This is a genomic window from Xenorhabdus sp. IM139775, assembly GCF_028598745.1.
Lineage (GTDB): Bacteria > Pseudomonadota > Gammaproteobacteria > Enterobacterales > Enterobacteriaceae > Xenorhabdus.
This window is the reverse complement of record NZ_JAQRFK010000054.1, coordinates 1-23,371: the sequence shown is the minus strand read 5'-3', so window position 1 is coordinate 23,371 and position 23,371 is coordinate 1. Positions and strand designations below refer to the sequence as shown.

Below are 23,371 nucleotides of genomic sequence, written 5' to 3'. Positions count from 1 at the left end.
GACATAGGTCACATGTTCTGTCAATAGCTCATCAAGTGAACATCTTTCTCGTCTTCTTGTGGCTTTTGTTCCCGCCCATTTGTTTTCGATAGGATTTAAATCCGGGCTGTAAGGCGGTAACCATTCTAGCTGGCACCCATGGTGGGTTATCGCCTGGAGTATGTCATGGCGTTTATGGAAGGGCGCATTATCCATCACAATCACGGCACCCTTTGGGCGCTTTGGCAACAAATCTTGTGTCATCCAGGCATGAAACACATTCGCATTAATGTGCCCGGCAAACAAACTTAAGGTCACAAAGGTATTTTTCATGATGGCGCCAATGACATTAATGCGGCCTTTGTGCTGCCGTACGGTAAACCCAAAGAAGATTAGTTCCGGCAATTTTTGGATCTTCCCCCATGGTATTCCCAACCACGATCCGATGTGGCGAGAACGAATGAAGGATTTGCCTTTTTAACCGCTCACTTACGCCAGAAAGTGGATGAATGGCTTTCGATAAGACAGAAGATAGGCGTTATCTTGTTCGGAGAATGAATTCAATTTCCTAACCATCAATTCCATCGTAAGTCAAAATTAGTGTTGCAAAAACGGGGTGGTCATAGATTTTATGCATTCCAAATTGACCCAATAATTAATGTTACGCATTGTTAACTTTTGGATTACATTTTTTTGACTTTTTATTTGGATTGATTAATAATTAATTAACATTATTTGAATGCCTTAATATGCGAATTTACATAACTTAATGAAATTAATGTGATTTTTTTTATTAATCGTAACTCATTTAATTCTAATAATAAAAATCTCGTAATGTTTAGACATAAATCTTGCAGTGTGTGGTTTGCAACCCTTGCTTCACCACCTCCGCTCGACGGCTTTATCCATCGCTGTGTCATCTGTTCGCCGATGGCAGATGTGCCTGAGAAATGCTGGCTGATTCAATTTATGGAGGGATGATAAAACAGGGATATGCATGGATATGAGTAGTCCGAGTTTTAGTTATCCTTTAAAAAGAATTTCTCTATGTTAGATACACGAATAGTTGGTGCTCATTGCGCAGATGTCACACTCGTGATTCACCTATTTACTACCGAGGGATTTTCCCAAATGGCGCTAGATACATTCGTATTTTTTCAAGTGGAGTCAGTTCGACTAAGACTGTGTCAGCGTGCTGGAGTGAACGCTAAGAAAGTCAGGTTTGCGCGGCCTACAAAAGACTGAAGCACGAGAGAGGACGAATACACGACAATGTATATTTGGAACATTTGTTTTCCCGTTGGCTGCAACATCATCCAGTAATCAAATAACGGAATATCGAATGACATACAAATTAAGCATGAGCAAGGAATCAATCTTGACCTCAGAACATGTCGCTCAGGATATCGATATCGATGAAATCCTGCGCCAGCGCGCCGCGTCCGCGCCGGACGAGATCGCTCTACGTTTCCTGAAAAACGGCGAAGACGATATTGTTGAATTAACTTATCGTCAGATTGACTTGCGCGCCGCATACTTGGCTCGCCAGCTCAAACAAAAGTTAACGCCGGGAGCACGGGTACTGTTAGTGTTGGAACCTGGTTTGAACTACGTCACGGCACTATTTGCTATTTTCAAGGCCGGCGCCACGGCTGTGCCATCGTTTCCTCCTGTCGGAACCCGTGCTGTCTCACGCTTCACTAGCATCTACAAGGATTGCAATGCGCAATTGGTGATCGCTGAAAGCAGCCTGCAGGCGTCGGTCAACCGCCTCAATGTTTCGCTCTCCGCCGAAGGAAATTATCCTGAATGGCTGTTTATCGGTAACGATTTTTTCGAAGAAGAGAATGCGCAGCAAATCCTCGAGTATATAAACGACAATGAGCACCACGGCGAAAAATATCCGGCGTTGCTACAATACACTTCCGGTTCAACTGGCAATCCCAAAGGCGTAATCCTATCTGCCGCTAACCTGATCAGTAACAGCCGTGTGCTTGACATCCGGCTTGGGTTGGCAGAAAAGCATGTCGGTTTTACTTGGTTGCCACCCTATCACGATATGGGCCTGATGGGGGCTCTTTTGTTGTCTGTGTACAGCGGATTCATGCTGGTGATGATGACTCCCGCTCACTTTGTACAGCGCCCGCTGCGCTGGCTAAAAGGCTTATCAACGCATCAGGTCACTACTTCGGTGGCGCCCAATTTCGCGCTAGATCTTTGCGTTGATACAATTACTGATGCAGAAATCGCTGAGCTTGACCTGAGCCGGTTGACTAAGTTGTTTTGCGGTGCAGAACCGGTGCGTCAAGCCACGCTTGACCGCTTTTCGGAAAAATTCAAAGCGGCCGGATTTCGTAGCACAGCGTTTGTACCGTGTTATGGCCTGGCCGAAGCCACTCTGTTTATCTCAGGCAAATCGGATTCCGATGCAACACCCAGAACATTGCTGTTGGATCAAGAATCTCTATCCCACGGCTTGGCTAGACTGGCCAGCGCAGATGCACCCACGGTATCAGTCGTTAGCTGCGGCACGGTGGCCAGCGGCCACGTCATTGCTGTGGTCGATCCTGATACCAAACAACAGTTGACGCTGGCCACGGTTGGTGAAATTTGGTTTAAGGGTGCCAGCGTGGCTCAAGGTTATCTGAACAAAACTGAGGCCAGTACTGAAGTATTCAATGCTTTTATTGCCGGTGATCCACAGGATGGTCCCTACCTACGCACCGGAGATCTCGGCTTCGTAATCGATAAAGAACTGTATATCACCGGCCGCATCAAGGATGTCATCATTTTTGCGGGCCGCAATCTCTATCCACAAGACATTGAGGCAGTAGCCCAGGCTAGCCATCTGGCGATTCGCACCAATGGCGTGGCGGCGTTTTCCGTGATTCAGGGCGACGTGGAACAGCTGATAGTGGTGGCCGAGATCCTGCGCACGGCCAAACTTACTAGAGAAGAGTTGGAAAATGTCAAAGATGCGATTGTTGCCGCCATCAGCCGAAATTTCGGACTGGTGCCGCATACCGTGCATTTGGCGTCAGTATCGACGATTCCGTTGACCACCAGTGGGAAGGTGCGCCGTAGTGCCTGCCGTGATGCCTTCAATGCTGGAGGGCTGCAGTACGCCAAAGCCCGCTCCATGCACAGCAATAGCCTAAACCGACAGCACGATACTTTTCCAACAGGGGGAAGTAATGACAAAAATTAAGCCTCCGGCGGCAGAGCCTAGTGAGAAAGTGCAAGCACTCATGGATGGTGACACCAAGGCGCGTAGGCTGGCTTACCTTACGGTACTGACGCCAGCCATCGGCTTTGTTGCCGCGCTCTGGTATTCGATCCAGTTTGGCTTCAAGTCGCAAGACATGGTGTTGCTCTTCGTCATGTATTTCCTGACTTCGTTTGGTGTCGAGGGTGGATTGCACCGCTTCTTTTCGCATCGTGCTTTCAAGGCTGGACCGGTGGTAACCGCAACCATCGGTATCCTCGGCTGCATGGCGGCTCAAGGCCCCATCCTGTTCTGGGCCGCGACGCACCGGATGCATCACACCTTCACCGACCAAGATGGCGATCCGCATTCGCCGCGAGTGCTATCGCCGGGCCTGCGCGGGCGCATCAAAGCGTTGTGGCATGCTCATGTAGGCTGGTTGTTTACCATTAAGCGCAGCAATTGGAATGCCTATGTGCCGGATCTGTTCGACAGTAAGCTGGTGCTATTTGTCAACCGGAACTACTTGATCTGGGTGTTACTTGGTTTAGCGATACCTACCGCGATCGGTGCCGCGCTAAGCGGCATAGAAGGCGCAGTAGGCGGTCTGCTGTGGGGAGGGTTGGCCAGAATATTTCTACTGGATCAGATTACTTGGGCAGTTAATTCAATCGGTCATACCTTCGGAAATCGGCCTAATCAGACCAGGGATACCAGTGGTAACGTCGGTTGGTTGGCGCTGCTATCCGCAGGCGGCAGTTGGCACAACAACCACCACGCCAATCCAGCGTTGGCACATAACGATCTTCATTTCTGGCAAATTGATACCACGGCTTGGGTGATCCGCTTATTGGGCCTGTTCGGTCTGGTATGGGATATCCGGCAACTTCAGAGTACCAACCAAAAATTTTCCAATAACGATTAACATATAGGGAAGATGCCATGACCACACGCTCCAATATCTTACCTCCGAAGCAGGCAGATACTGCAGGCCCTGCACTGAGGCCGGGAATCACGCCGCTAACCGGCACTAGCGCAGTCATCAAACAGATCATCGCTTTGGTGATCATGCTGGTGCCGCTGGCCGGGATCGTGATGGCTCTGCAGCGCGTGCTGGAAGGGCGCATGTCTACTACCGACGTGGTGCTGTTCTGCGTTTTCTATTTTCTACAAATGGCTGGTATTACGATAGGCTTCCATCGCTATTTGGCCCACAAGACATTCAACACCTCGTCTTTTTTCGAGGGACTACTGCTGATCTGTGGCTCTATGGCAGCACAAGGGCCAATCATGTTCTGGGTCACTACCCATCGTCGCCATCACACCTACAGCGACCAACCTGGTGATCCGCATTCGCCCAACCTACACGGCCAGGGGTTGCTCGGCCGCTTACGCGGCATCTGGTATGCGCATATGCCGTGGATGCTGGCCAGGGACGTCTCGGGCTGGAATTTCTTTGCGCCGGATATCCTCGCCAACCGCAAGCTGTTTTTCTACCACCGTACCTATGGTCTGTGGATCGTGCTCGGTTTGGTGCTTCCAGCAGCCATAGGTGGCACGATTGGCGGTACTTGGGATGCTGCTTTCAGCGGTTTCCTGTTCGGTGGATTGGCGCGGATTTTCCTAGCCAATCAGGCTGCTTGGTGTGTCGGTTCGCTATGCCATATGATCGGTAGCAAGCCGTTCAAGACTGGCGACAACAGCACTAACAACTGGCCCGTAGCTATCCTCACTTTTGGTGAAGGCTTGCAGAACAACCACCATGCATTTCCTGGATCGTACCGCCACGGCGTGAAATGGTGGGAGCCAGACCTAAGCGGCTGGCTGCTAGCTGGAATGGGAAAAATTGGCATAGTCTGGAACCTGCGCTCGCCTGATAAGAAAACGATCGAAAAGATGCGAGTGCGCAACCGCTGAACATTGCAAAATTCAAACTAACATATTTGATTTACATTCATACTTGGAGAAATTATGCCTCAAGAAAATAAGTCAGGCGGCTTGTTTGGTTTTTTCCGAAAAAGCAGGAAGGAAGTTGAAAATAATGAGCCTTTAAGCGAAGAAGTGATTCGCCAATGGCTGGTCAAGCGTTTGGCCAGGCAGGTGAAAATTGATCCGAACGAGATCGACACCAGCAAGAGCTTCGAGTTGTATGGTCTCGACTCAATTGCCGCAGTGCGGGTGTCTGGTGACTTGGAAAAATTGGTCGAACAGCGTCTGTCGCCGGCGCTGCTGTTCGAATACCCAAACATTGATGAATTGAGTGCTCACCTGGCCACTGAACTCGGACTCAACGCCATTGCATAATCTGGGAGAAATCAATGCAGTCCTCAAATAGTTACCCTTCATCGCCTAGGCTCGAACTCGAGGTGTTTCTGAACAAGAGCAAGGCGCTGGAAAACATCCGCTTGGCCGAAGCAATTCCTAAATCGCTTTTTGAACCGAAAGTTTGGCGCGGTTTGGTTGGGTTTTTCATCAGCTTTATGCTGTATATCGGCGCCATTGTCGGCGTCGCCTGTGCGCCGCACTGGGGATTCTATATTCCTTTGTACATTGTCGCCGGGTTGGGTGGATGGGGGCTGCATTGCATCGCGCACGACTGCGGACACAATTCGTTCTCGCGCAACAGTAAGCTCAATATTGTTATCGGCCACCTGTCACTGCTGCCATTGCTGTATCCGTTCTATTCATGGAAACATGCGCATAACCTGCATCATCTCCATACCAATAATCTTGAACTCGATACCGACTGGCGGCCGATATCGCGAGACATGTACAGACGTATGTCGTTCGGACAGCGCTTTGTCTATATGAGTATGAGGACGTGGTTGTTCTGGGCTGGCACCATTAATTACTGGATCGTGTCGGGCTTCCGTCCTGGATTTTTTCCCAAAAAGAATATGCGCAGTGATGTTAAACGCTCGATCGTGTTCGTAGTACTGGCTTCGATTGTCTATTTTTCCGCGCTTATCTACTTTTTCGGCATTACAGGCTTCTTCTTGCTGTTTTTTATGCCGTGGATAGCGATCCATGCTTGGTTCAGTGCGACCACACTGATGCAACACACCTCGGCCGATATCCCGTTCTTAACCTCGGAGCACTGGACGCCGAACGCCAGTCGCATATTGGTCACCACCGATTATCGCTATCCGAAATGGTTACTATTCCTGACCCATAATATATCTATTCATACCGCTCACCACGTGGCGCCAGTGGTGCCATACTATAACCTGCAAAAAGCGCAAGCAGCATTGAAGCAGGCTTATCCGGGTATGATCCGGGAAAAGAACTTCAGCTTCAGCGACCTGCTTTGGATCTTAAAAAACTGCCACTTTTATGATCTTGATTCAGGCTATTACAAGAATTCGGTGGCAGAGTCGGCCTTCAGAACAGGCACAAAGGCAGGTTACCAATTAGGTAGCTTGCTTGCGCCCAAGCTAGCGGGCCGGATTGCGACTGATGCATTCACTCGTTCGCGCCCGAAGTACGGCCGTACCTCACGCCAGAAGCCGCTGGGTGCGCAAATCTTCGAAATCGTCGGCAATGAAGACGTGCGCCACGGATATATTTGGAAAAGCAAAGGCCCAACCGTGCTCTTAGTGCACGGTTGGGGTTCCGACAGCAGCAGTATGATTGGTTTCGTCAAGCCACTACTGGAGCTCGGCTTCCAAGTTGCGTCGTTCGATGCGCCGGCACATGGCGAATCTGCAGGTAACAAAACTACGATGATGCGTTTTGTAAAAGCGGTTAGCGCGGCCATTAATTCGCTTGATAATGTTCAGATCGTTGTCGGCCACTCGCTCGGTTCAATTGCCTCAGTTGCCGCTGTTGCCTACGCCAGTCCAAGGCATGCAGAAGCCATCAAGCGCCTAGTGCTGATGGCTGCCCCGATATCTATTTCCAGCGTGCTGGAACGCTGGTCGGCCAACCAGCAACTGCCGTCAGTAGTGATTGGCAATATATACGATCGACTACACGTGCAGAACGGTGTCCCGGTCAGTCACTGGGATATTAGCGTACAAGGTGCAGCCATGGATGTGCCAGTGCTTTTAATCCACGACGAACATGATCAGGTGGTGCCGCTGGCAGAGACTCAAAAGTTGATGCGCAGCCTGAAAAACGTGCGCCTGGAACAAACCTCTGGACTCGGACACAATCGGATACTCTCGGCCGCTCCGGTCAAAGAACTGATTACCCGTTTCATTAGTGACCCCCATCTAACCCAAATTAATCTGGAACCTATCAATGACTGAAACAGACACTGAGTTCAAGACACTGCTGTGCCTGGTATGCGGTTGGATCTATTCGGAAAAGGATGGCTCCCCTAGCGATGGTCTTGCTCCAGGCACCCGCTGGAAGGATATTCCGAACACATGGATCTGCCCTGATTGCGGTGTCAAAAAAGAGGATTTCACCATGGTGGAATTTTAAAAGTGTCTGGAAGTTCTTTGACACTACAGTTGGATTTGATCTTTCATTTGTAAGAAAAAAACCAAACTTAAAAATCTATTAACCAAATAATCTCTCTAATATCAGCTAATTTATTTTTAATTATCAGGATGTTTAACATGAAAACGATACAGGACCCAGCACAACCTCTAACGCAAGAAGAAGGACGTGAAATTATAGGTGATATCCTTATTTACCATATGCCATTCAACCGATTGTTAGGTATCGACTTGATTCGTTTTGAGCATAACTACGCAGAACTCCAGTTTTTCAATCAGGATAAGTTGATGGGCAATCCAGTTCATAAGATCCTTCACGGGGGTGCCATAGCTTCAGTACTTGATGTGGCAGGCGTTTTAATCTGTGCCAATAGTATATTGGCACAGATGGAAACAATCACGGGGAACGAAATACAAAAACGTCTGCCCACAATAAGTACTATAGATCTGCGTGTTGATTATCTGCGCCCTGGGCGTGGTGAAGTATTTACTGTCAGCAGTAATTTTATCCGTTCTGGCAAGAAAATCTCCGTCGCCAGAATAGAGTGTCATAATGAAAAACAGGTACATATTGCAAGTGCAACAGGGACTTATTTGGTTGGCTGACGTTTAATATTATTAATCAGGGGAATGTGATAAAAAACGCATTCCTTATTTGATGGTGCGCCAGGCATGGCGCATAGCGCTGTAATACACTGTCTGTTAGGAAAGTATAAAAATCTATGGTCACCTGTTTTTACAACACTCATTTTGATTTATGATGAGTTTGCTTAAATCTATCTGGCGTCATATGAGCAAAAATGCCCGCGCCCTCATGATTTCCGCTCTTGATATGCCTAAAAAACTGTTGGGGTTTGGGGAGCAGCGGAACAGTAAACACCGTTAGCCTCTGTCAAATAGTCACCCGCTTCTTCGCTTAATTTGATCCCCGGATACCAATGTTCAAATTGGGCTTTTAATCCATTGTTTAGTACCGCTGTTTGTGTCTGGAGTAAACAATATGCCCTCATCGATATTTTGATCATCTCGATATGTGCCGTGATCTGTGGTTGTGAAGGCTTCAATGTGATTGAAGAGTACGGTAAATCCCAAGAGGATTGGCTCCGGCAATTTCTGGATCTTCCCCATGGTATTCCCAGCCACGATACCTTTAACGATGTGATAAATCGGTTCGATCCCCACGAATTTGGGTAGGCTTTTACCCATTGGGTGAATAGCTTAGCCAAAATCGCCGATGACATTATTGCGTTGAATGGCAAAACGCTGCGGGGAACACTCGACAAAGCCAATGGAGCTCCTGCCCTCCATCTGGTCAGTGCCTGGTCAGTGGCGAATCAGCTCTGCTTTGGTCAGGTGAAAATCTCAGATAAATCGAATGAAATTACCAAGCTTCCTAAGCTATTGACCTTGCTGGATATTGAGAGGTCTACCGTCACGATTGACGCGATGGGTTGCCAATACAAAATCGCTGATCAGATTGTTGAGAATAAGGCCGATTATGTATTGGCGTTAAAGAAAACATTGCATTAATAAATAAAATAGCCCTTAACCTGCTGAAAAATGAAAAAACCGTTAAGGTAGGAGTGAAAACCAAGCAGTAGAAAGCAGGATGGGATAATAGCTATATGCTAAAAGTGCTTACGGTGGGTTTTACATCAGTATAATTTAGACCCGTTTTCCTTGCTTTGGATGTCTAGATGTATTGACGTCCATCTTGTCAGTCGCTATTCTTGCGTGACGCTAATAATAACGATGATGGGGAAAGGTTATGGGATGTAAGCAAGCGACAATTGCGGTTCACAGTGGTTCAAATGTTGATGAACAATATGGTTGTGTGGTTCCACCTATCTATCTTTCCAGTACATACAACTTTACGGGTTTCAATGAACCGAGGGATCATGATTACTCCCGTCGTGGTAATCCTGGCCGTGATATTGTCCAACAGGTTTTGGCCGAGCTGGAAGGCGGCGCGGGCGCAGTCATGACCAGTAGTGGCATGTCAGCGATCCACCTGCTCTGTACGGTCTTCCTGAAACCGGGGGATGTACTGGTGGCGCCTCATGATTGTTATGGCGGTAGTTACCGTCTTTTTGACAGCCTGAGCAAGCGTGGCGCATACAAGGTGATTTTTGTTGATCAGTCAGATGAACAGGCGTTGCAACAGGCATTAGTCCAAAAGCCCAAATTGGTACTGATTGAAACACCGAGTAACCCTCTGTTGCGGATCGTTGATATTCAACACATTTGTGAATTGGCTCATGAAGTTGGGGCATTGGCGGTCGTCGATAACACCTTCTTAAGCCCGATATTGCAAAAACCTTTGGCGTTGGGGGCGGATTTAGTGGTTCATTCGTGTACGAAATACTTGAACGGGCACTCTGATCTGATTGCCGGTGCGATTATTGCCAAAGCGCCATCCATTGCAGAGGATTTGGCTTGGTGGGCAAATAATATTGGCGTCACGGCGGCGGCCTTTGACAGCTATTTGCTGCTGCGTGGCATTCGTACATTATCTGCCCGCGTGCTGCTGCAACAAAATAATGCCATTGCCATTGTGGATTACCTGCAACAGCAGCCCCAAGTGAAAAAACTCTTCTACCCTGCGTTGAAGGATCATCCGGGGCATGAAATTGCGATTAAACAGCAGCAAGGTTTTGGGGCGATGCTAAGTTTTGAACTGGAGGGTGATGAACAGACCCTGCGTCGTTTTTTATCTGCGTTAAAATTGTTTACTCTGGCTGAATCCCTTGGTGGCGTGGAATCGTTGATTTCTCATACCGCAACCATGACACACGCGGGAATGTCAGCAGAAGCACGGGCTCAGGCAGGGATTACGGATTTGCTTCTTCGTGTCTCTGTAGGAATTGAAGATAGTCAGGATTTAATTGCTGATCTGGACAAGGCGTTTCAGGCAGCGGCAACGAGGTAATCATGAGTATACTGGCAACAGCGGGGGCGGAATCTGGCCGCCAGTTACATAAATTTGGTGGCAGCAGTTTGGCGGATGTGAAGTGTTATCAGCGGGTAGCTGAAATTATGGCGAACTACAGCCAGCCGGGTGATTTGATGGTGGTATCAGCCGCAGGGAGTACCACCAACCAGCTCATCAATTGGCTTAAATTAAGCCAGAGTGACCGGATATCCGCCCATCAAATCCAGCAATCTTTGCGGCGTTACCAGCAAGAATTAATCCGTGGTTTGTTGCCCGAAGTTGTTGCGGAAGAGCTGAGCGCCATGTTTATCGCTGATCTGGAAAGACTGAGTGCCTTGCTGGACAAACCCGTCACCGATATCACTTATGCAGAAGTTGTCGGTCATGGGGAAATCTGGTCTGCACGCTTAATGGCAGCGGTGCTTGAGGATCAGGGGATACCCAGCGCATGGCTGGATGCGCGTCAGTTCCTGCGGGCAGAGCGCGTTGCACAGCCGCAGGTTGATGTCAGTTTATCCCGGCCCCTGTTTAGCCAATTATTAGTCCAAAACCCCAATAAGCGTTTAGTGGTTACCGGTTTTATTTCCAGTAATCAGAAAGGCGAAACGGTATTGCTGGGGCGCAATGGCAGCGACTATTCTGCTACCCAAGTCGGGGCGTTGGCGGGTGCCAAAAAAGTCACCATTTGGAGTGATGTGGCGGGGGTTTACAGTGCCGATCCGCGTAAAGTCAAAGATGCCTGCCTGTTACCGTTGCTGCGTTTGGATGAAGCCAGTGAATTGGCGCGCTTGGCGGCACCGGTTCTTCATACCCGGACATTGCAGCCTGTTTCCATCAGCGACATTGATCTGCAATTGCGTTGCAGTTACCAGCCTGAACAGGGTTCCACCCGGATTGAACGGGTGCTGGCAACGGGGACGGGTGCCAAAATCGTAACCAGCCATGATGATGTTTGTCTGATTGAACTGCATGTTTCTTTCGCCCACGATTTCAAGCAAATTTACAAAGACATTGACGCTTTGTTAAAGCGCGCTCAGGTTCGGCCATTGGCAACCGGATTACATGCAGACTGCAACCTGATCCAACTTTGCTATACCTCTGAGGTCGTGAATAGCGCCCTTGATGTTTTGCAGGATGCCCCTTTACCCGGCAAACTCTCTTTGCGTGAGGGTTTGGCGCTGGTGGCATTGGTCGGGGCAGGGGTATGCAAGAATCCGCTGCACAGCCATCGTTTTTACCAACAATTAAAAGATCAGCCCGTTGAATTTATCTGGCATGCGGAAGATGGCATCAGTCTTGTGGCGGTACTGCGTTCGAATCAGACGTCGCATTTGATTCAGGGATTACACCAAAGCCTGTTCCGGGCGGAAAAACGCATCGGTTTGGTACTGTTTGGCAAAGGAAATATCGGTTCCCGTTGGCTAGAACTGTTTGCCCGCGAACAGAAGAATATTTCTGCCCGCAGCGATTTTGAATTTATTCTGGCGGGTGTCGTCGATAGCCGCCGGAGTTTGCTGAATTATCAGGGCATTGATGCCAGCCGGGCGCTGGCCTTCTTTGATGATGAAGCGATTGAACACGAAGACGATGCCCTGTTTTTATGGATGCGGGCGCATCCTTATGACGATTTGGTTGTTCTGGACGTGACGGCAAGTAAAGAATTAGCCAAAGAGTATATCTACTTTGCCAGTTATGGATTCCATGTGATCAGTGCCAACAAAGTTGCCGGCTCTTCCGATAGCAACACCTACCGTCTGATCCGCGATGCTTTTGCGAAAACGGGGCGCCATTGGTTATATAACGCCACGGTGGGTGCCGGGCTGCCGATTAATTACTCGGTCAGGGATCTGCGGGAAAGCGGTGATACTATTTTGTCTATCAGCGGCGTTTTCTCCGGCACATTATCTTGGCTGTTCTTGCAGTTTGATGGTTCGGTGCCTTTCAGTGATTTAGTCGAACAGGCATGGCAGCAGGGATTGACAGAACCTGATCCACGTATCGATCTCTCTGGTCAGGATGTGATGCGTAAGCTGGTTATTCTGGCTCGCGAAGCCGGTTATGAGATCGAGCCTGATCAAGTGCGGGTTGAGTCTCTGGTGCCGGAAGAGGCACGAAGCGGCTCTATCGAAGAATTCTTTGAAAACAGTACTGCCATTAATGAGCAGATGCTGCAACGTCTGGAAGCCGCCCGGGAAATGGGCATGGTACTCCGGTATGTCGCCCGTTTTGATGCCAGTGGTAAGGCAAAAGTTGGGGTCGAAGCGGTGCGCAGTGACCATCCGCTGGCGTCACTGCTGCCGGCGGATAATGTCTTTGCGATAGAAAGCCGCTGGTATCGTGATAACCCATTGGTGATCCGTGGCCCGGGGGCCGGGCGGGATGTCACGGCGGGCGCAATTCAATCAGATTTAAACCGTTTGTCGCAACTTTTGTAGTCTGCTGTTAGGGTATTAGTATCTAAACGAGATGCCGATTGCGCCAGCCCGCTGGTGAAATGGGTGATATACAGCAACACAAGGCCAGGAACCCTATGAATCAACAATATTCCGCAATGCGAAGTAATGTCAGTATGCTCGGTAAGTTGCTGGGCGACACCATTAAGGAGGCTTTGGGAGACGATATTCTTGATAAAGTTGAAACGATCAGGAAATTATCCAAATCATCCCGCGCAGGTAACGGGATCCATCGTCAGCAGCTTTTATCGACGCTGGAAAATTTATCTAATGATGAATTATTACCTGTCGCCCGTGCGTTTAACCAGTTTTTGAATCTGACTAACGTTGCCGAACAATACCACAGCATTTCGCCACATGGCGAAGCGGCAAGTAATCCGGTGGCATTGGCGGCATTATTCAATCGACTGAAAGACAAACAATTCAGCAATGATGATTTGATCAACGCGGTCAATGAGCTGGCAATTGAACTGGTTCTGACCGCCCATCCGACCGAAATTGCCCGCCGCACCCTGATCCACAAATTGGTTGAAGTGAATGGCTGTCTGGCTCAGCTTGATCATGACGACCTGGCGGATTATGAGCGCAATAACATCATGCGCCGGTTACGTCAGTTAATTGCCCAATCATGGCATACCGATGAGATCCGCAAGATCCGCCCATCCCCGATTGATGAAGCAAAATGGGGTTTTGCCGTTGTCGAAAACAGTTTGTGGGAAGGGGTACCGGCATTCCTGCGTGAATTCAATGAACAACTGGGAGAATCCATTGGTTATAGTTTGCCGGTGGAAGCAGTGCCGGTACGTTTCACCTCTTGGATGGGGGGCGATCGTGATGGCAACCCCAATGTTACCGCCGAAATTACCCGCCACGTCTTACTGTTGAGCCGTTGGAAAGCCGCCGATCTGTTCCTGAAAGATATTCAGGTTTTGGTGTCTGAACTCTCCATGTCGGAGTGTACGCCTGAGCTTCGCCAGATGGCGGGAGGGGAGCAGGTTTTGGAACCTTACCGTGAAATTGCCAAACAACTGCGGACGCAGTTAGGTAACACACTGGTATATCTGGAAAAATGCCTTAAAGGTGAGCAAGCCCTGCCACCGGCGGATTTGCTCCTGCATAACGAACAGTTATGGCAACCGTTATATGCCTGTTATCAATCCCTGAAAAATTGCGGCATGGAAATTATCGCGAACGGGCAATTGCTGGATACTTTGCGCCGCATTCGTTGCTTTGGTTTGTCTTTGGTGCGGATTGATATCCGGCAGGAAAGCACCCGCCATATCGATGCGATTGCTGAACTGACGCAATATCTGGCGATGGGCGATTATGCAAGCTGGCCGGAAGCCGAAAAACAGGCATTCCTGCTGCGAGAGTTGCAGTCAAAACGCCCGTTGATCCCGCGTGATTGGCAGCCAAGCGCAGACACTCAAGAGGTTTTCGCTACCTGCAAAGTGATTGCGGAATCACCACAAGATTCGATTGCGGCTTATGTGATTTCCATGGCGAAAGTACCTTCTGATGTTCTGGCCGTGAAATTGTTGCTGAAAGAAGCGGGATGCCCATTGTCATTGCCTGTCGCTCCACTGTTCGAAACCCTTGATGACCTGAACAATGCAGAAAGCGTGATCCGGCAGCTATTGGGGATTGAGTGGTATCGCTGCCTGATTAAAGACAAACAGATGGTGATGATTGGTTACTCCGATTCTGCCAAAGATGCAGGGGTGATGGCGGCATCGTGGGCACAATATCGGGCGCAGGATGCGTTAATCAAAGTGTGTGACAAAGAGGGCGTGACGCTGACGCTGTTCCACGGGCGTGGCGGCACCATTGGCCGTGGTGGTGCTCCCGCTCATTCAGCTTTGCTGTCCCAACCGCCGGGCAGTCTGAAAGGGGGCTTGCGCGTCACGGAACAAGGGGAAATGATCCGCTTTAAGTTTGGTTTGCCGCAGGTGACGATCAGCAGTCTGGCCTTGTATGCCAGTGCGATTCTGGAGGCCAACTTATTACCACCACCGGAGCCGAAACCAGAATGGCAGCAGATTATGGATACACTATCGGCGGTTTCCTGCGACATGTACCGTGATTATGTACGTGAACAACCGGAATTTGTGCCCTATTTCCGGGCAGCAACACCGGAGCAAGAGCTGGCAAAACTGCCGTTGGGCTCACGACCAGCGAAACGGCGCCCGACAGGGGGCGTCGAAAGTTTGCGGGCGATCCCGTGGATATTTGCCTGGACACAAAACCGCCTGATGCTGCCGGCATGGCTGGGCGCAGGTGCGGCACTGCAACAGGTGATTGACGCAGGTAAATTGCCAGTATTAACCGATATGTGCCGCGACTGGCCATTCTTCAATACACGTATTGCCATGTTGGAGATGGTGTTTGCCAAGGCCGATTTGTGGTTAGCGGAATATTACGATCAACGTTTGGTGGAGCCGAAATTATGGCCGTTGGGAATCAAATTGCGTGACCAACTTGCACAGGATATCAAAACGGTACTGACCATTGCGCAGGATGAGCAACTGATGGCAGATTTGCCGTGGATCGCCGAATCCATCGCCTTGCGTAACGTTTATACCGATCCATTGAACGTACTACAGGCCGAATTATTACAGCGTTCCCGTCAACAGGAGGATCCTGATCCCCATCTTGAACAGGCGCTGATGGTAACGATTGCCGGCGTCGCGGCGGGGATGCGCAACACGGGGTAGTTTTTGGTTTTCAAATAGTCAAATAGTTTTAAGTCGTAAAAGCCGAATGGGGAAACCGTTCGGCTTTTGTTTTAAGGGGCGTATTTTCTAATTATACAGGACGCACCCCCAGAGTATGGCAGATGGCATAACTCAATTCTGCTCGGTTCAGGGTATAAAAATGGAAATCTTTCACACCTTCACGACTGAGAATTTTTACCATGTCCATTGCAATTGATGCGCCGACCAAGTTACGACTTTCCGGATCATCATCCAATCCTTCAAACATTCTGGTCATCCAGCTTGGAATACGAACATTGGTCATGGTGGAAAATCGTTGTAATTGACGGAAGTTCGAGACAGGTAAAATGCCCGGCACAATTTCTACGTCAATCCCCGTTGCGACACAGCGATCGCGAAAACGCAGATAACTCTCTACATCAAAAAAGAATTGGGTAATAGCACGATTGGCACCGGCATCAATTTTACGCTTTAAATTAATCAGGTCGGCCTGCGCGCTTTTCGCTTCTGGATGCACTTCTGGATAAGCGGCAACGGAGATATCAAAATCCGCTTCTTTTTTTAAAAGATCAACCAAATCAGAGCCATACATTTCTGGTTTACCACCGCTAGTCGGTAAATCGCCACGCAATGCCACAATATGACGAATGCCATTTTGCCAATAATCATGGGCAATGTTGCGCAGTTCTTGGCGACTGGCATCAATACAAGTCAGGTGTGGAGCCGCCTCAAGCCCTGTTTTTTCTTTAATGCCTTTGATGATGCTATGAGTGCGATTGCGTTCACCAGAGTTGGCACCATAGGTGACGGAGACAAATTTAGGTTTCAGCTTGCTCAAGCGATCAATGGATTTCCACAGGGTTTGTTCCATCTCAGTCGTGCTGGGTGGAAAGAATTCAAAGGAAACACGAATTTGCCCTTCAAGTTCAGCGAGATTCTGATTCAGCGCTTCTCGCTGATTAGCGTGGAAAAAACTCATACCCTGTGCCCTCATGAACAAACGGAATTTTTATCCGCTTACTTTTAGATGGTTAAATGTTTGAATGTCTATACGTTTAGATGTCCAAATAGAGTGCGCGAAGCCGCGTTTTTAGTCAATCGGGAAATGGCGTATTCCCAATGAGGAATATTCAAAGTGATCAGGAAAGAAATTCATGTTGGGGGAGGTATGTAGCGAAAAACCCCGATGCACCCACCGGGGTTATAGGTAGTAAAAATTAACCCGCACTCAAACAAAAGTGCTCCACAAGCTGTGAAAGCAGTTTTCTTGTGGGTTCAATAAACGCCATATCCAAAAATTCATCGGGCTGATGCGCTTGTTCAATCGATCCCGGGCCTAAGACCAATGTTGGGCACAATTTTTGAATAAAAGGTGCTTCCGTACAGTAATTGACGGTATCGGCTTTCGTTCCCAACAGTTTTTCAATCACACCGACCAGTTTATGGTCTGTCGGACATTCATAGCCCGGGATCGGTGGGTGAAGCTTTGTCACGCTCAGGCGACCCGGCCAGCGCTGTTTTACCGGTTCCAGTGCGTCATTCAGTAATTCATCCAAATCCTGCAAGGTTAATCCGGGAAGCGGGCGGATATCCATATGCAGCTTGCAGCAGGCACAAATGCGATTTGTAGCATCACCGCCGTGAATATGACCGAAATTCATGGTCGGATAAGGGATGACGAATGCGGGATTATGGTAGCGCTCTTGTAAGGTGTGGCGCAGTGCCATCAGTTGGGTAATGGATTCGTGCATGAGATCAATGGCATTGACGCCTCGTGCCGGATCGCTGGAATGCCCCGATTTTCCTTCAATGCGGATCGCATGGGCGATATGCCCTTTATGAGCGCGGATTGGCTGTAATGAGGTGGGTTCGCCAATAATCGCAAAATCAGGCCGGATATTGGCATTGGCAGCAAAGTAACGTGCGCCTGCCATTGATGACTCTTCGTCAGCCGTAGCCAGAATATAAAGGGGGTGAGACAGTTTACTGACATCAATATCCCGCAACGCATCAATGATAAAAGCAAAGAAGCCTTTCATGTCAGCTGTTCCAAGCCCATATAACTTGCCATCGCGTTCGGTCAGGGTGAAGGGATCTTGAGTCCAGCGTCCTGCATCAAAAGGAACGGTATCAGTGTGGCCGCATAGCAGTAATCCCCCGGAACCACTGCCTAATGTTGCCAGCAGATTGAATTTACCTCGTGTTTCAGGGACGGGTTGAATTTCAATGGAGCAGCCGATCTCTGTTAGCCATTCCGCCAGCAGATTGATAACAACTTCATTGCTTTGATCCAGTTCAGCATCGGTTGCGCTGATAGAAGGAGCCGCAATGAGCTGATGATATAATTGAATAAAAGACGGTAATTTTATATTCACTGTTGACAGTCCTTACGCATAATAGTATCAATATTCATGCAGATTAATTGCATACAAATTCAATTTAGTGGTGGATTAATACTATTGGATTAATACTATAAGGTGAATAAATCCCATGTTGAACACGTTGATAGTGGGTGCCAGTGGTTATACCGGAGCTGAGTTAGCAGCATATCTACAACGTCATCCCGATGTCCATCTTTCTGGCTTGTGGGTTTCTGCTCAAAGTTCAGATGCGGGGAAATGTTTTTCAGAACTTTATCCTCAATATAAGGGAATGCTTGATTTGCCCTTACAGCCGTTGACCGATGTGATTGAAGCGGCAAAGGGGATTGATGTGGTTTTCCTCGCGACGGCTCATGAAGTCAGCCATGACATTGCCCCGGCATTTCTGGCAGCAGGTTGTATCGTGTTGGATTTATCCGGTGCCTATCGCGTACAAAATACACAGTTTTATAAAAAATACTACGGGTTTGAACATAAAAATTCTGTGTGGTTGGAGCAAGCAGTATATGGATTGGCCGAGTGGCAAGCCGAGAAAATCAAGCAAGCACAACTGATTGCCGTACCCGGTTGTTACCCGACAGTTTCCCAATTGTCCTTGAAGCCGTTGCTTGAACAAAATTTATTGGATACAGAACAGTGGCCTGTTATCAATGCGGTCAGTGGTGTCAGTGGCGCTGGCCGGAAAGCATCGATCACAAATAGCTTTTGTGAAGTGAGCTTGCAGCCATATGGCGTTTTTAACCATCGTCATCAACCTGAAATTGCCACACATTTAGGTACAGAGGTGATTTTCACCCCTCATTTGGGCAATTTCTCCCGCGGTATTCTTGCCACAATCACCTGCAAATTGAAATCGGGTGTGACAGAAACACAAGTGAGAGAGGCTTATCAGCAGGCCTATCATGATAAGCCATTGGTGCGTTTATACGACAACGGGTTTCCCGCGTTGAAAGCAGTGGTTGGTTTGCCATTCTGCGATATTGGTTTTGCTGTTCAGGGGCAGCACCTGATTATCGTCGGTGCTGAGGATAATTTGTTGAAAGGTGCAGCGGCACAGGCCGTACAGTGTATGAACATTCGTTTGGGGTATGAGGAAACTCTGGCATTGCTTTGATTTCTAATGACTGAATGCCAAAAAATTAAGATTCCTACCGATATTAATACCGACAGAGGATAAATCCGATGGAGCCGTTAGTTATCAAGTTGGGTGGTGTGTTGTTAGACAGTGAAGAAGCGCTGGAACGGTTATTTACCACATTACAGTCATACCGAAAAACCCATCGACGCCCGCTGGTGATTGTACATGGTGGTGGTTGTCTGGTAGATGAACTGATGCAGCAATTGCAGATGCCCATTTTGAAGAAACAAGGCCTGCGGATCACGCCAGGGGATCAAATCGACATTATTACAGGGACGTTAGCCGGAACAGCCAACAAAAAATTGCTGGCATGGGCAACAAAGTATCGTTTGCCCGCCCTCGGATTATGTCTGGGGGATGGTGGAACCGTGAAGGTTTCTCAACTTGGTGCAGAGTTTGGTCACACGGGAAAGGCTCAACCGGGAGAATCCGATCTGCTGAGGATCTTGCTGGATGTGGGCTATATGCCGATTATCAGCTCCATTGGTATCACTGAACAGGGTGAACTGATGAATGTCAATGCGGATCAAGCCGCGACTGCCATCGCACAAGTGCTGGATGCAGATTTGATCTTTCTGTCCGATGTCAGCGGTATTCTGGATGGGAAAGGGCAAAAAATCCCGGAGGCCACGGCAAAGGAGATCGAGCAGCTTATCGACCAAGGCATTATCACCGACGGCATGATAGTGAAGGTGAATGCCGCGTTGGAAGCGGCAAAAACGCTCGGGCAACCCGTGGATATCGCGAGTTGGCGCCATGCAGATCAGTTAATTGCGTTATTTAATGGCATACCTATTGGCACACGCATTCTGGCTTAATAAACAAAATCAAAAAGGTTATCCCTATGACTAAAAGCATTAAGAAAATTGTTCTGGCGTATTCAGGTGGTTTAGATACATCCGCCATTATTCCGTGGTTGAAAGAGCATTATGGCAATTGTGAAGTGATTGCGTTTGTCGCCGATGTCGGCCAAAGCCGTGAAGATCTGGACGGTGTGGAGCAGAAGGCATTACGTTCCGGTGCATCTGAATGCCACGTTGTCGACCTGCGTGAAACGTTTATCAAAGAATATGTTTATCCCGTGTTGAAAACCGGCGCTCTCTATGAGGGGAGTTATCTGCTCGGTACATCAATGGCTCGGCCAATTATTGCCAAGGCACAGGTTGAACTGGCACTGAAAGTCGGCGCGGATGCTGTCGCTCACGGTGCAACCGGTAAAGGTAATGATCAGGTTCGGTTTGAAAGCACTTATACCGCATTGGCTCCGCACCTGAAAGTGATTGCCCCGTGGCGGGAATGGGATCTGCGTTCCCGTGAAGCGTTGCTGGCGTATTTGAAAGTTCGTGAGATTCCGACAACGGCAACGCTGGAAAAAATCTATAGTCGTGACGAAAATGCGTGGCACATTTCAACCGAAGGTGGCGTTTTGGAAAGTACGTGGAATGCGGCCAATCAAGATTGTTGGGTGTGGACAGCAGAGCCAGAAGCGGCACCCGATGAACCAGAATATGTCACCGTGACGGTTGAAAGGGGTGAAGTTGTTGGCGTGAATGGTCAGGCGCTTTCACCGTATCAATGCCTTGACCAGTTAAATGAGTTGGGCGCCAAACATGGCATTGGCCGGATCGATATCGTGGAAAACCGTCTGGTAGGCATGAAATCCCGTGGTTGTTATGAAACGCCGGGGGGAACCATCATGATGGAAGCCTTGCGTGGTATCGAACAACTGGTTTTGGATCGCGATAGCTTCAAGTGGCGTCAACAACTGGGATTGGAAATGTCTTATGTTGTTTATGATGGTCGTTGGTTTGCACCCTTGCGCCAGTCAATTCAAGCGGCCGCAGAAATGTTGGCTGCCAGTGTCAGCGGTGAAGTTGTCCTGAAACTCTATAAAGGGCAGGCCACGGCGGTGCAGAAAAAATCAGCCAATAGCCTCTATTCGGAAGAGTTCGCCACGTTTGGCGAAGATGAAGTTTACGATCATAGTCATGCCGAAGGGTTTATTCGTCTCTATTCGCTTTCTTCACGTATTCGTGCACTGAACAGCAAAAAGTCATTTTCAGGCAATTAACGCTTGGCAATCAATGAAATAAAGAACAGGAACGATATTATGGCACTTTGGGGCGGGCGTTTCAGTCAGGAAGCCGATCAGCGGTTCAAGCAATTCAACGATTCACTGCGTTTTGATTATCGTTTGGCACAGCAGGATATTGTTGGCTCGGTTGCTTGGTCAAAGGCATTGGTTACGGTGGAAGTATTAACTTCCGAAGAGCAGCAAAAGCTGGAATCAGCGTTAAATGAGCTACTGGATGAAGTGCGAGCCAATCCCAAGGCCATTTTGCAAAGCGATGCGGAAGATATTCACAGTTGGGTAGAAGGGCAACTTATCATCAAAGTGGGCGACTTGGGTAAGAAACTCCATACGGGACGCAGCCGTAATGATCAGGTTGCCACCGACCTGAAGTTATGGTGCAAAGACCAGATCGTCCACATTCTGCAAGCATTAGTTGAGTTGCAACAAGCATTGGTATTCACGGCTGAAAATCATCAGGATGCCATTATGCCGGGTTATACCCATTTGCAGCGGGCGCAACCTGTCACGTTTGCCCATTGGTGTTTGGCTTATGTGGAAATGCTGAGTCGTGATGAAAGCCGGTTGCAAGATGCCTTAAGGCGGCTGGATGTCAGCCCGTTGGGATGCGGGGCGCTGGCAGGAACGGCTTATGCTATTGATCGTGAGCAATTGGCTGCATGGCTGGGTTTCGCCTCGGCGACACGCAATAGTCTGGACAGTGTTTCTGATCGTGATCATGTCTTGGAACTGCTGTCCGATGCGAGCATGAGCATGATTCATCTTTCCCGTTTTGCTGAGGATCTGATTTTCTTTAATAGCGGAGAAGCCGGATTTGTTGAGTTGTCGGATCGGGTCACGTCCGGTTCTTCCCTGATGCCACAAAAGAAAAACCCAGATGCGTTGGAACTTATCCGTGGCAAGTGTGGACGAGTTCAGGGAGCATTAACGGGGATGATGATGACGCTGAAAGGGCTTCCTCTCGCCTACAATAAAGATATGCAGGAAGATAAGGAAGGCTTGTTTGATGCGCTGGATACTTGGCTGGATTGTTTGCACATGGCGATACTGGTGCTAGATGGCATTCAAGTAAAACATGCCCGCTGTAAGGAGGCAGCAAAACAGGGATATGCCAATGCGACTGAGTTGGCTGATTATCTGGTCGCAAAGGGAGTTCCATTCCGCGAGGCACACCATATTGTTGGTGAGGTTGTCGTTGCGGCGATCGACAGAGGTAAGGCGTTGGAAGAGCTTTCTCTGCTTGAATTGCAAAAATTTAGCCAGATTATTTCGGTGGATGTCTATGACGTTTTATCGCTGCAATCCTGTTTGGATAAGCGTCTGGCAAAAGGTGGTGTCGCGCAAAAACAAGTGAAGCAAGCGATTGCAGAGGCGAAGCAGTTAATTAGAAAAGAATGTTAATATGTAACTCTCCTGTATCAAAGGGAGAGTTGCATTTTATATTCGTTATCTTGACGTACGACGAATATACATCCTTATTTATTGTCTAAATATTGTTTTTTTCCAAGCGGGATCCCGATTAATGTTTGTACCACTAAGGCTACTGAAATCATCCAAAGTACATAATCCCATTGGGCTGTTTTCTCGAAAATAAAGGATGACAAAATGGGTGATATAAATGCAATGAGGTAACCAATGGATTGCATCATTGCATTGGTCTTTGTCACATTAAATGGGTTCTTAAATCTTAATAGCGGGGTGATAAAAGCAACGCCTGTGCAAATTCCTGAGCCAATTCCCATGATAATTAAAAATAGCGGCAGATAGTCTTTCCGTAAGCGGCTCATTTGAACCGTATTGACGATTAGATATTGGTCAGGTTGAGTTTCCAGGGAAGCAGCTCATGTACCTTGTTTGATGGCCAGTCAGCTATATGGCTGATGACGTACCGCAACCACGCTTCCGGGTCTACACCATTAAGCCGGCAGGAGCCGATTAATGAGTACAGGATGGCCGCCCGCTCGCCTCCGCTGTCAGAGCCCGCGAACAGCCAGTTTTTTCGCCCAACCGCAACGCAACGCAGGGCGTTTTC

21 protein-coding genes are annotated in these 23,371 nt (G+C 48.6%); 16 read left to right on the top strand and 5 right to left on the bottom strand.

Features of this window, described 5'->3' with window-relative positions:
- Positions 1-384: transposase (locus tag PSI17_RS12155; RefSeq protein WP_273552216.1), on the bottom strand; the 384-nt coding region annotated here is incomplete at its 3' end.
- Positions 385-1,321: 937 nt separating this feature from the next.
- On the opposite strand from PSI17_RS12155, the gene PSI17_RS12150 reads away from it, so the two are divergent.
- The 12 genes from PSI17_RS12150 to ppc all read left to right on the top strand — a co-directional run bounded on the left by PSI17_RS12150 (position 1,322) and on the right by ppc (position 15,728).
- Positions 1,322-3,187 carry a fatty acyl-AMP ligase gene (locus PSI17_RS12150; RefSeq protein ID WP_273552215.1) on the top strand — a complete coding sequence of 622 codons (1,866 nt, stop codon included), beginning with the start codon at positions 1,322-1,324 and terminating at the stop codon, positions 3,185-3,187.
- Positions 3,174-4,109 (top strand): acyl-CoA desaturase, encoded by a 936-nt coding sequence (locus PSI17_RS12145; protein ID WP_273552214.1) that lies wholly within the window; start codon positions 3,174-3,176, stop codon positions 4,107-4,109. The genes PSI17_RS12150 and PSI17_RS12145 overlap by 14 nt, the downstream gene beginning before the upstream one ends.
- 17 nt (positions 4,110-4,126) lie before the next feature.
- A complete protein-coding gene (locus tag PSI17_RS12140; RefSeq protein WP_273552213.1) occupies positions 4,127-5,101 on the top strand; it encodes an acyl-CoA desaturase in 975 nt (324 codons plus the stop codon).
- 54 nt (positions 5,102-5,155) lie between these two features.
- On the top strand, positions 5,156-5,488 hold the full coding sequence (locus PSI17_RS12135; protein ID WP_273552212.1) for an acyl carrier protein: 333 nt from the start codon (positions 5,156-5,158) through the stop codon (positions 5,486-5,488).
- Positions 5,489-5,502: 14 nt separating this feature from the next.
- On the top strand, positions 5,503-7,434 hold the full coding sequence (locus tag PSI17_RS12130) for an alpha/beta fold hydrolase (protein ID WP_273552211.1): 1,932 nt from the start codon (positions 5,503-5,505) through the stop codon (positions 7,432-7,434).
- Positions 7,427-7,612 carry a rubredoxin gene (locus PSI17_RS12125; protein WP_273552210.1) on the top strand — a complete coding sequence of 62 codons (186 nt, stop codon included), beginning with the start codon at positions 7,427-7,429 and terminating at the stop codon, positions 7,610-7,612. The genes PSI17_RS12130 and PSI17_RS12125 overlap by 8 nt, the downstream gene beginning before the upstream one ends.
- Before the next feature lie 137 nt (positions 7,613-7,749).
- Positions 7,750-8,235 (top strand): thioesterase family protein, encoded by a 486-nt coding sequence (locus PSI17_RS12120; RefSeq protein ID WP_273552209.1) that lies wholly within the window; start codon positions 7,750-7,752, stop codon positions 8,233-8,235.
- Positions 8,236-8,667: 432 nt separating this feature from the next.
- Positions 8,668-8,823 (top strand): transposase family protein, encoded by a 156-nt coding sequence (locus PSI17_RS12115; protein ID WP_273552208.1) that lies wholly within the window; start codon positions 8,668-8,670, stop codon positions 8,821-8,823.
- Between the two features lie 15 nt (positions 8,824-8,838).
- On the top strand, positions 8,839-9,159 hold the full coding sequence (locus tag PSI17_RS12110; protein WP_273552207.1) for an ISAs1 family transposase: 321 nt from the start codon (positions 8,839-8,841) through the stop codon (positions 9,157-9,159).
- A gap of 238 nt (positions 9,160-9,397) precedes the next feature.
- Entirely contained in the window at positions 9,398-10,558 is a 1,161-nt protein-coding gene (gene metB, locus PSI17_RS12105) for a cystathionine gamma-synthase (protein WP_273552206.1), read from the top strand.
- 2 nt (positions 10,559-10,560) lie between these two features.
- Positions 10,561-12,996, top strand: a complete 2,436-nt coding sequence (locus PSI17_RS12100; RefSeq protein WP_273552205.1) for a bifunctional aspartate kinase/homoserine dehydrogenase II — start codon at positions 10,561-10,563, stop codon at positions 12,994-12,996.
- Positions 12,997-13,091: 95 nt separating this feature from the next.
- A complete protein-coding gene (gene ppc, locus PSI17_RS12095; RefSeq protein ID WP_273552204.1) occupies positions 13,092-15,728 on the top strand; it encodes a phosphoenolpyruvate carboxylase in 2,637 nt (878 codons plus the stop codon).
- A gap of 91 nt (positions 15,729-15,819) precedes the next feature.
- Here the strand turns inward: ppc and metF are convergent, their stop codons facing one another.
- Entirely contained in the window at positions 15,820-16,707 is an 888-nt protein-coding gene (metF, locus tag PSI17_RS12090; protein WP_273552203.1) for a methylenetetrahydrofolate reductase, read from the bottom strand.
- 238 nt (positions 16,708-16,945) lie between these two features.
- Complete coding sequence (gene argE, locus PSI17_RS12085) at positions 16,946-18,103, bottom strand: acetylornithine deacetylase (protein WP_273552202.1); 1,158 nt, start codon at positions 18,101-18,103, stop codon at positions 16,946-16,948.
- 115 nt (positions 18,104-18,218) lie between these two features.
- Here argE and argC point away from each other — a divergent pair, with 115 nt between their 5' ends.
- The 4 genes from argC (at position 18,219) to argH (ending at position 22,740) form a co-directional block, all read left to right on the top strand.
- Entirely contained in the window at positions 18,219-19,223 is a 1,005-nt protein-coding gene (gene argC / locus PSI17_RS12080; RefSeq protein ID WP_273552201.1) for an N-acetyl-gamma-glutamyl-phosphate reductase, read from the top strand.
- A gap of 68 nt (positions 19,224-19,291) precedes the next feature.
- On the top strand, positions 19,292-20,065 hold the full coding sequence (gene argB, locus PSI17_RS12075) for an acetylglutamate kinase (protein WP_273552200.1): 774 nt from the start codon (positions 19,292-19,294) through the stop codon (positions 20,063-20,065).
- Between the two features lie 26 nt (positions 20,066-20,091).
- Positions 20,092-21,318: an argininosuccinate synthase gene (locus PSI17_RS12070; protein ID WP_273552199.1), complete on the top strand. Its 1,227-nt coding sequence runs from the start codon at positions 20,092-20,094 to the stop codon at positions 21,316-21,318.
- Between the two features lie 39 nt (positions 21,319-21,357).
- Entirely contained in the window at positions 21,358-22,740 is a 1,383-nt protein-coding gene (argH, locus tag PSI17_RS12065) for an argininosuccinate lyase (RefSeq protein ID WP_273552198.1), read from the top strand.
- A 74-nt stretch (positions 22,741-22,814) separates the two neighbouring features.
- On the opposite strand, the gene PSI17_RS12060 is transcribed toward argH, so the two are convergent.
- On the bottom strand, positions 22,815-23,126 hold the full coding sequence (locus PSI17_RS12060; RefSeq protein WP_273552197.1) for a hypothetical protein: 312 nt from the start codon (positions 23,124-23,126) through the stop codon (positions 22,815-22,817).
- 17 nt (positions 23,127-23,143) lie between these two features.
- Positions 23,144-23,371 (bottom strand): transposase domain-containing protein (locus PSI17_RS12055; protein ID WP_273552196.1); only part of this gene is annotated, 228 nt, incomplete at its 5' end.

Coding starts and splice junctions, on each gene's coding strand:
- PSI17_RS12070 (WP_273552199.1), top strand. CDS start 20,092: ATGACTAAAAGCATTAAGAAAATTGTTCTGGCGTATTCAGGTGGTTTA.
- PSI17_RS12130 (WP_273552211.1), top strand. CDS start 5,503: ATGCAGTCCTCAAATAGTTACCCTTCATCGCCTAGGCTCGAACTCGAG.
- argB (WP_273552200.1), top strand. CDS start 19,292: ATGGAGCCGTTAGTTATCAAGTTGGGTGGTGTGTTGTTAGACAGTGAA.
- PSI17_RS12150 (WP_273552215.1), top strand. CDS start 1,322: ATGACATACAAATTAAGCATGAGCAAGGAATCAATCTTGACCTCAGAA.
- PSI17_RS12060 (WP_273552197.1), bottom strand. CDS start 23,126: ATGAGCCGCTTACGGAAAGACTATCTGCCGCTATTTTTAATTATCATG.
- PSI17_RS12100 (WP_273552205.1), top strand. CDS start 10,561: ATGAGTATACTGGCAACAGCGGGGGCGGAATCTGGCCGCCAGTTACAT.
- metB (WP_273552206.1), top strand. CDS start 9,398: ATGGGATGTAAGCAAGCGACAATTGCGGTTCACAGTGGTTCAAATGTT.
- PSI17_RS12125 (WP_273552210.1), top strand. CDS start 7,427: ATGACTGAAACAGACACTGAGTTCAAGACACTGCTGTGCCTGGTATGC.
- ppc (WP_273552204.1), top strand. CDS start 13,092: ATGAATCAACAATATTCCGCAATGCGAAGTAATGTCAGTATGCTCGGT.
- argH (WP_273552198.1), top strand. CDS start 21,358: ATGGCACTTTGGGGCGGGCGTTTCAGTCAGGAAGCCGATCAGCGGTTC.
- PSI17_RS12120 (WP_273552209.1), top strand. CDS start 7,750: ATGAAAACGATACAGGACCCAGCACAACCTCTAACGCAAGAAGAAGGA.
- PSI17_RS12140 (WP_273552213.1), top strand. CDS start 4,127: ATGACCACACGCTCCAATATCTTACCTCCGAAGCAGGCAGATACTGCA.
- PSI17_RS12135 (WP_273552212.1), top strand. CDS start 5,156: ATGCCTCAAGAAAATAAGTCAGGCGGCTTGTTTGGTTTTTTCCGAAAA.
- metF (WP_273552203.1), bottom strand. CDS start 16,707: ATGAGTTTTTTCCACGCTAATCAGCGAGAAGCGCTGAATCAGAATCTC.
- argC (WP_273552201.1), top strand. CDS start 18,219: ATGTTGAACACGTTGATAGTGGGTGCCAGTGGTTATACCGGAGCTGAG.
- PSI17_RS12145 (WP_273552214.1), top strand. CDS start 3,174: ATGACAAAAATTAAGCCTCCGGCGGCAGAGCCTAGTGAGAAAGTGCAA.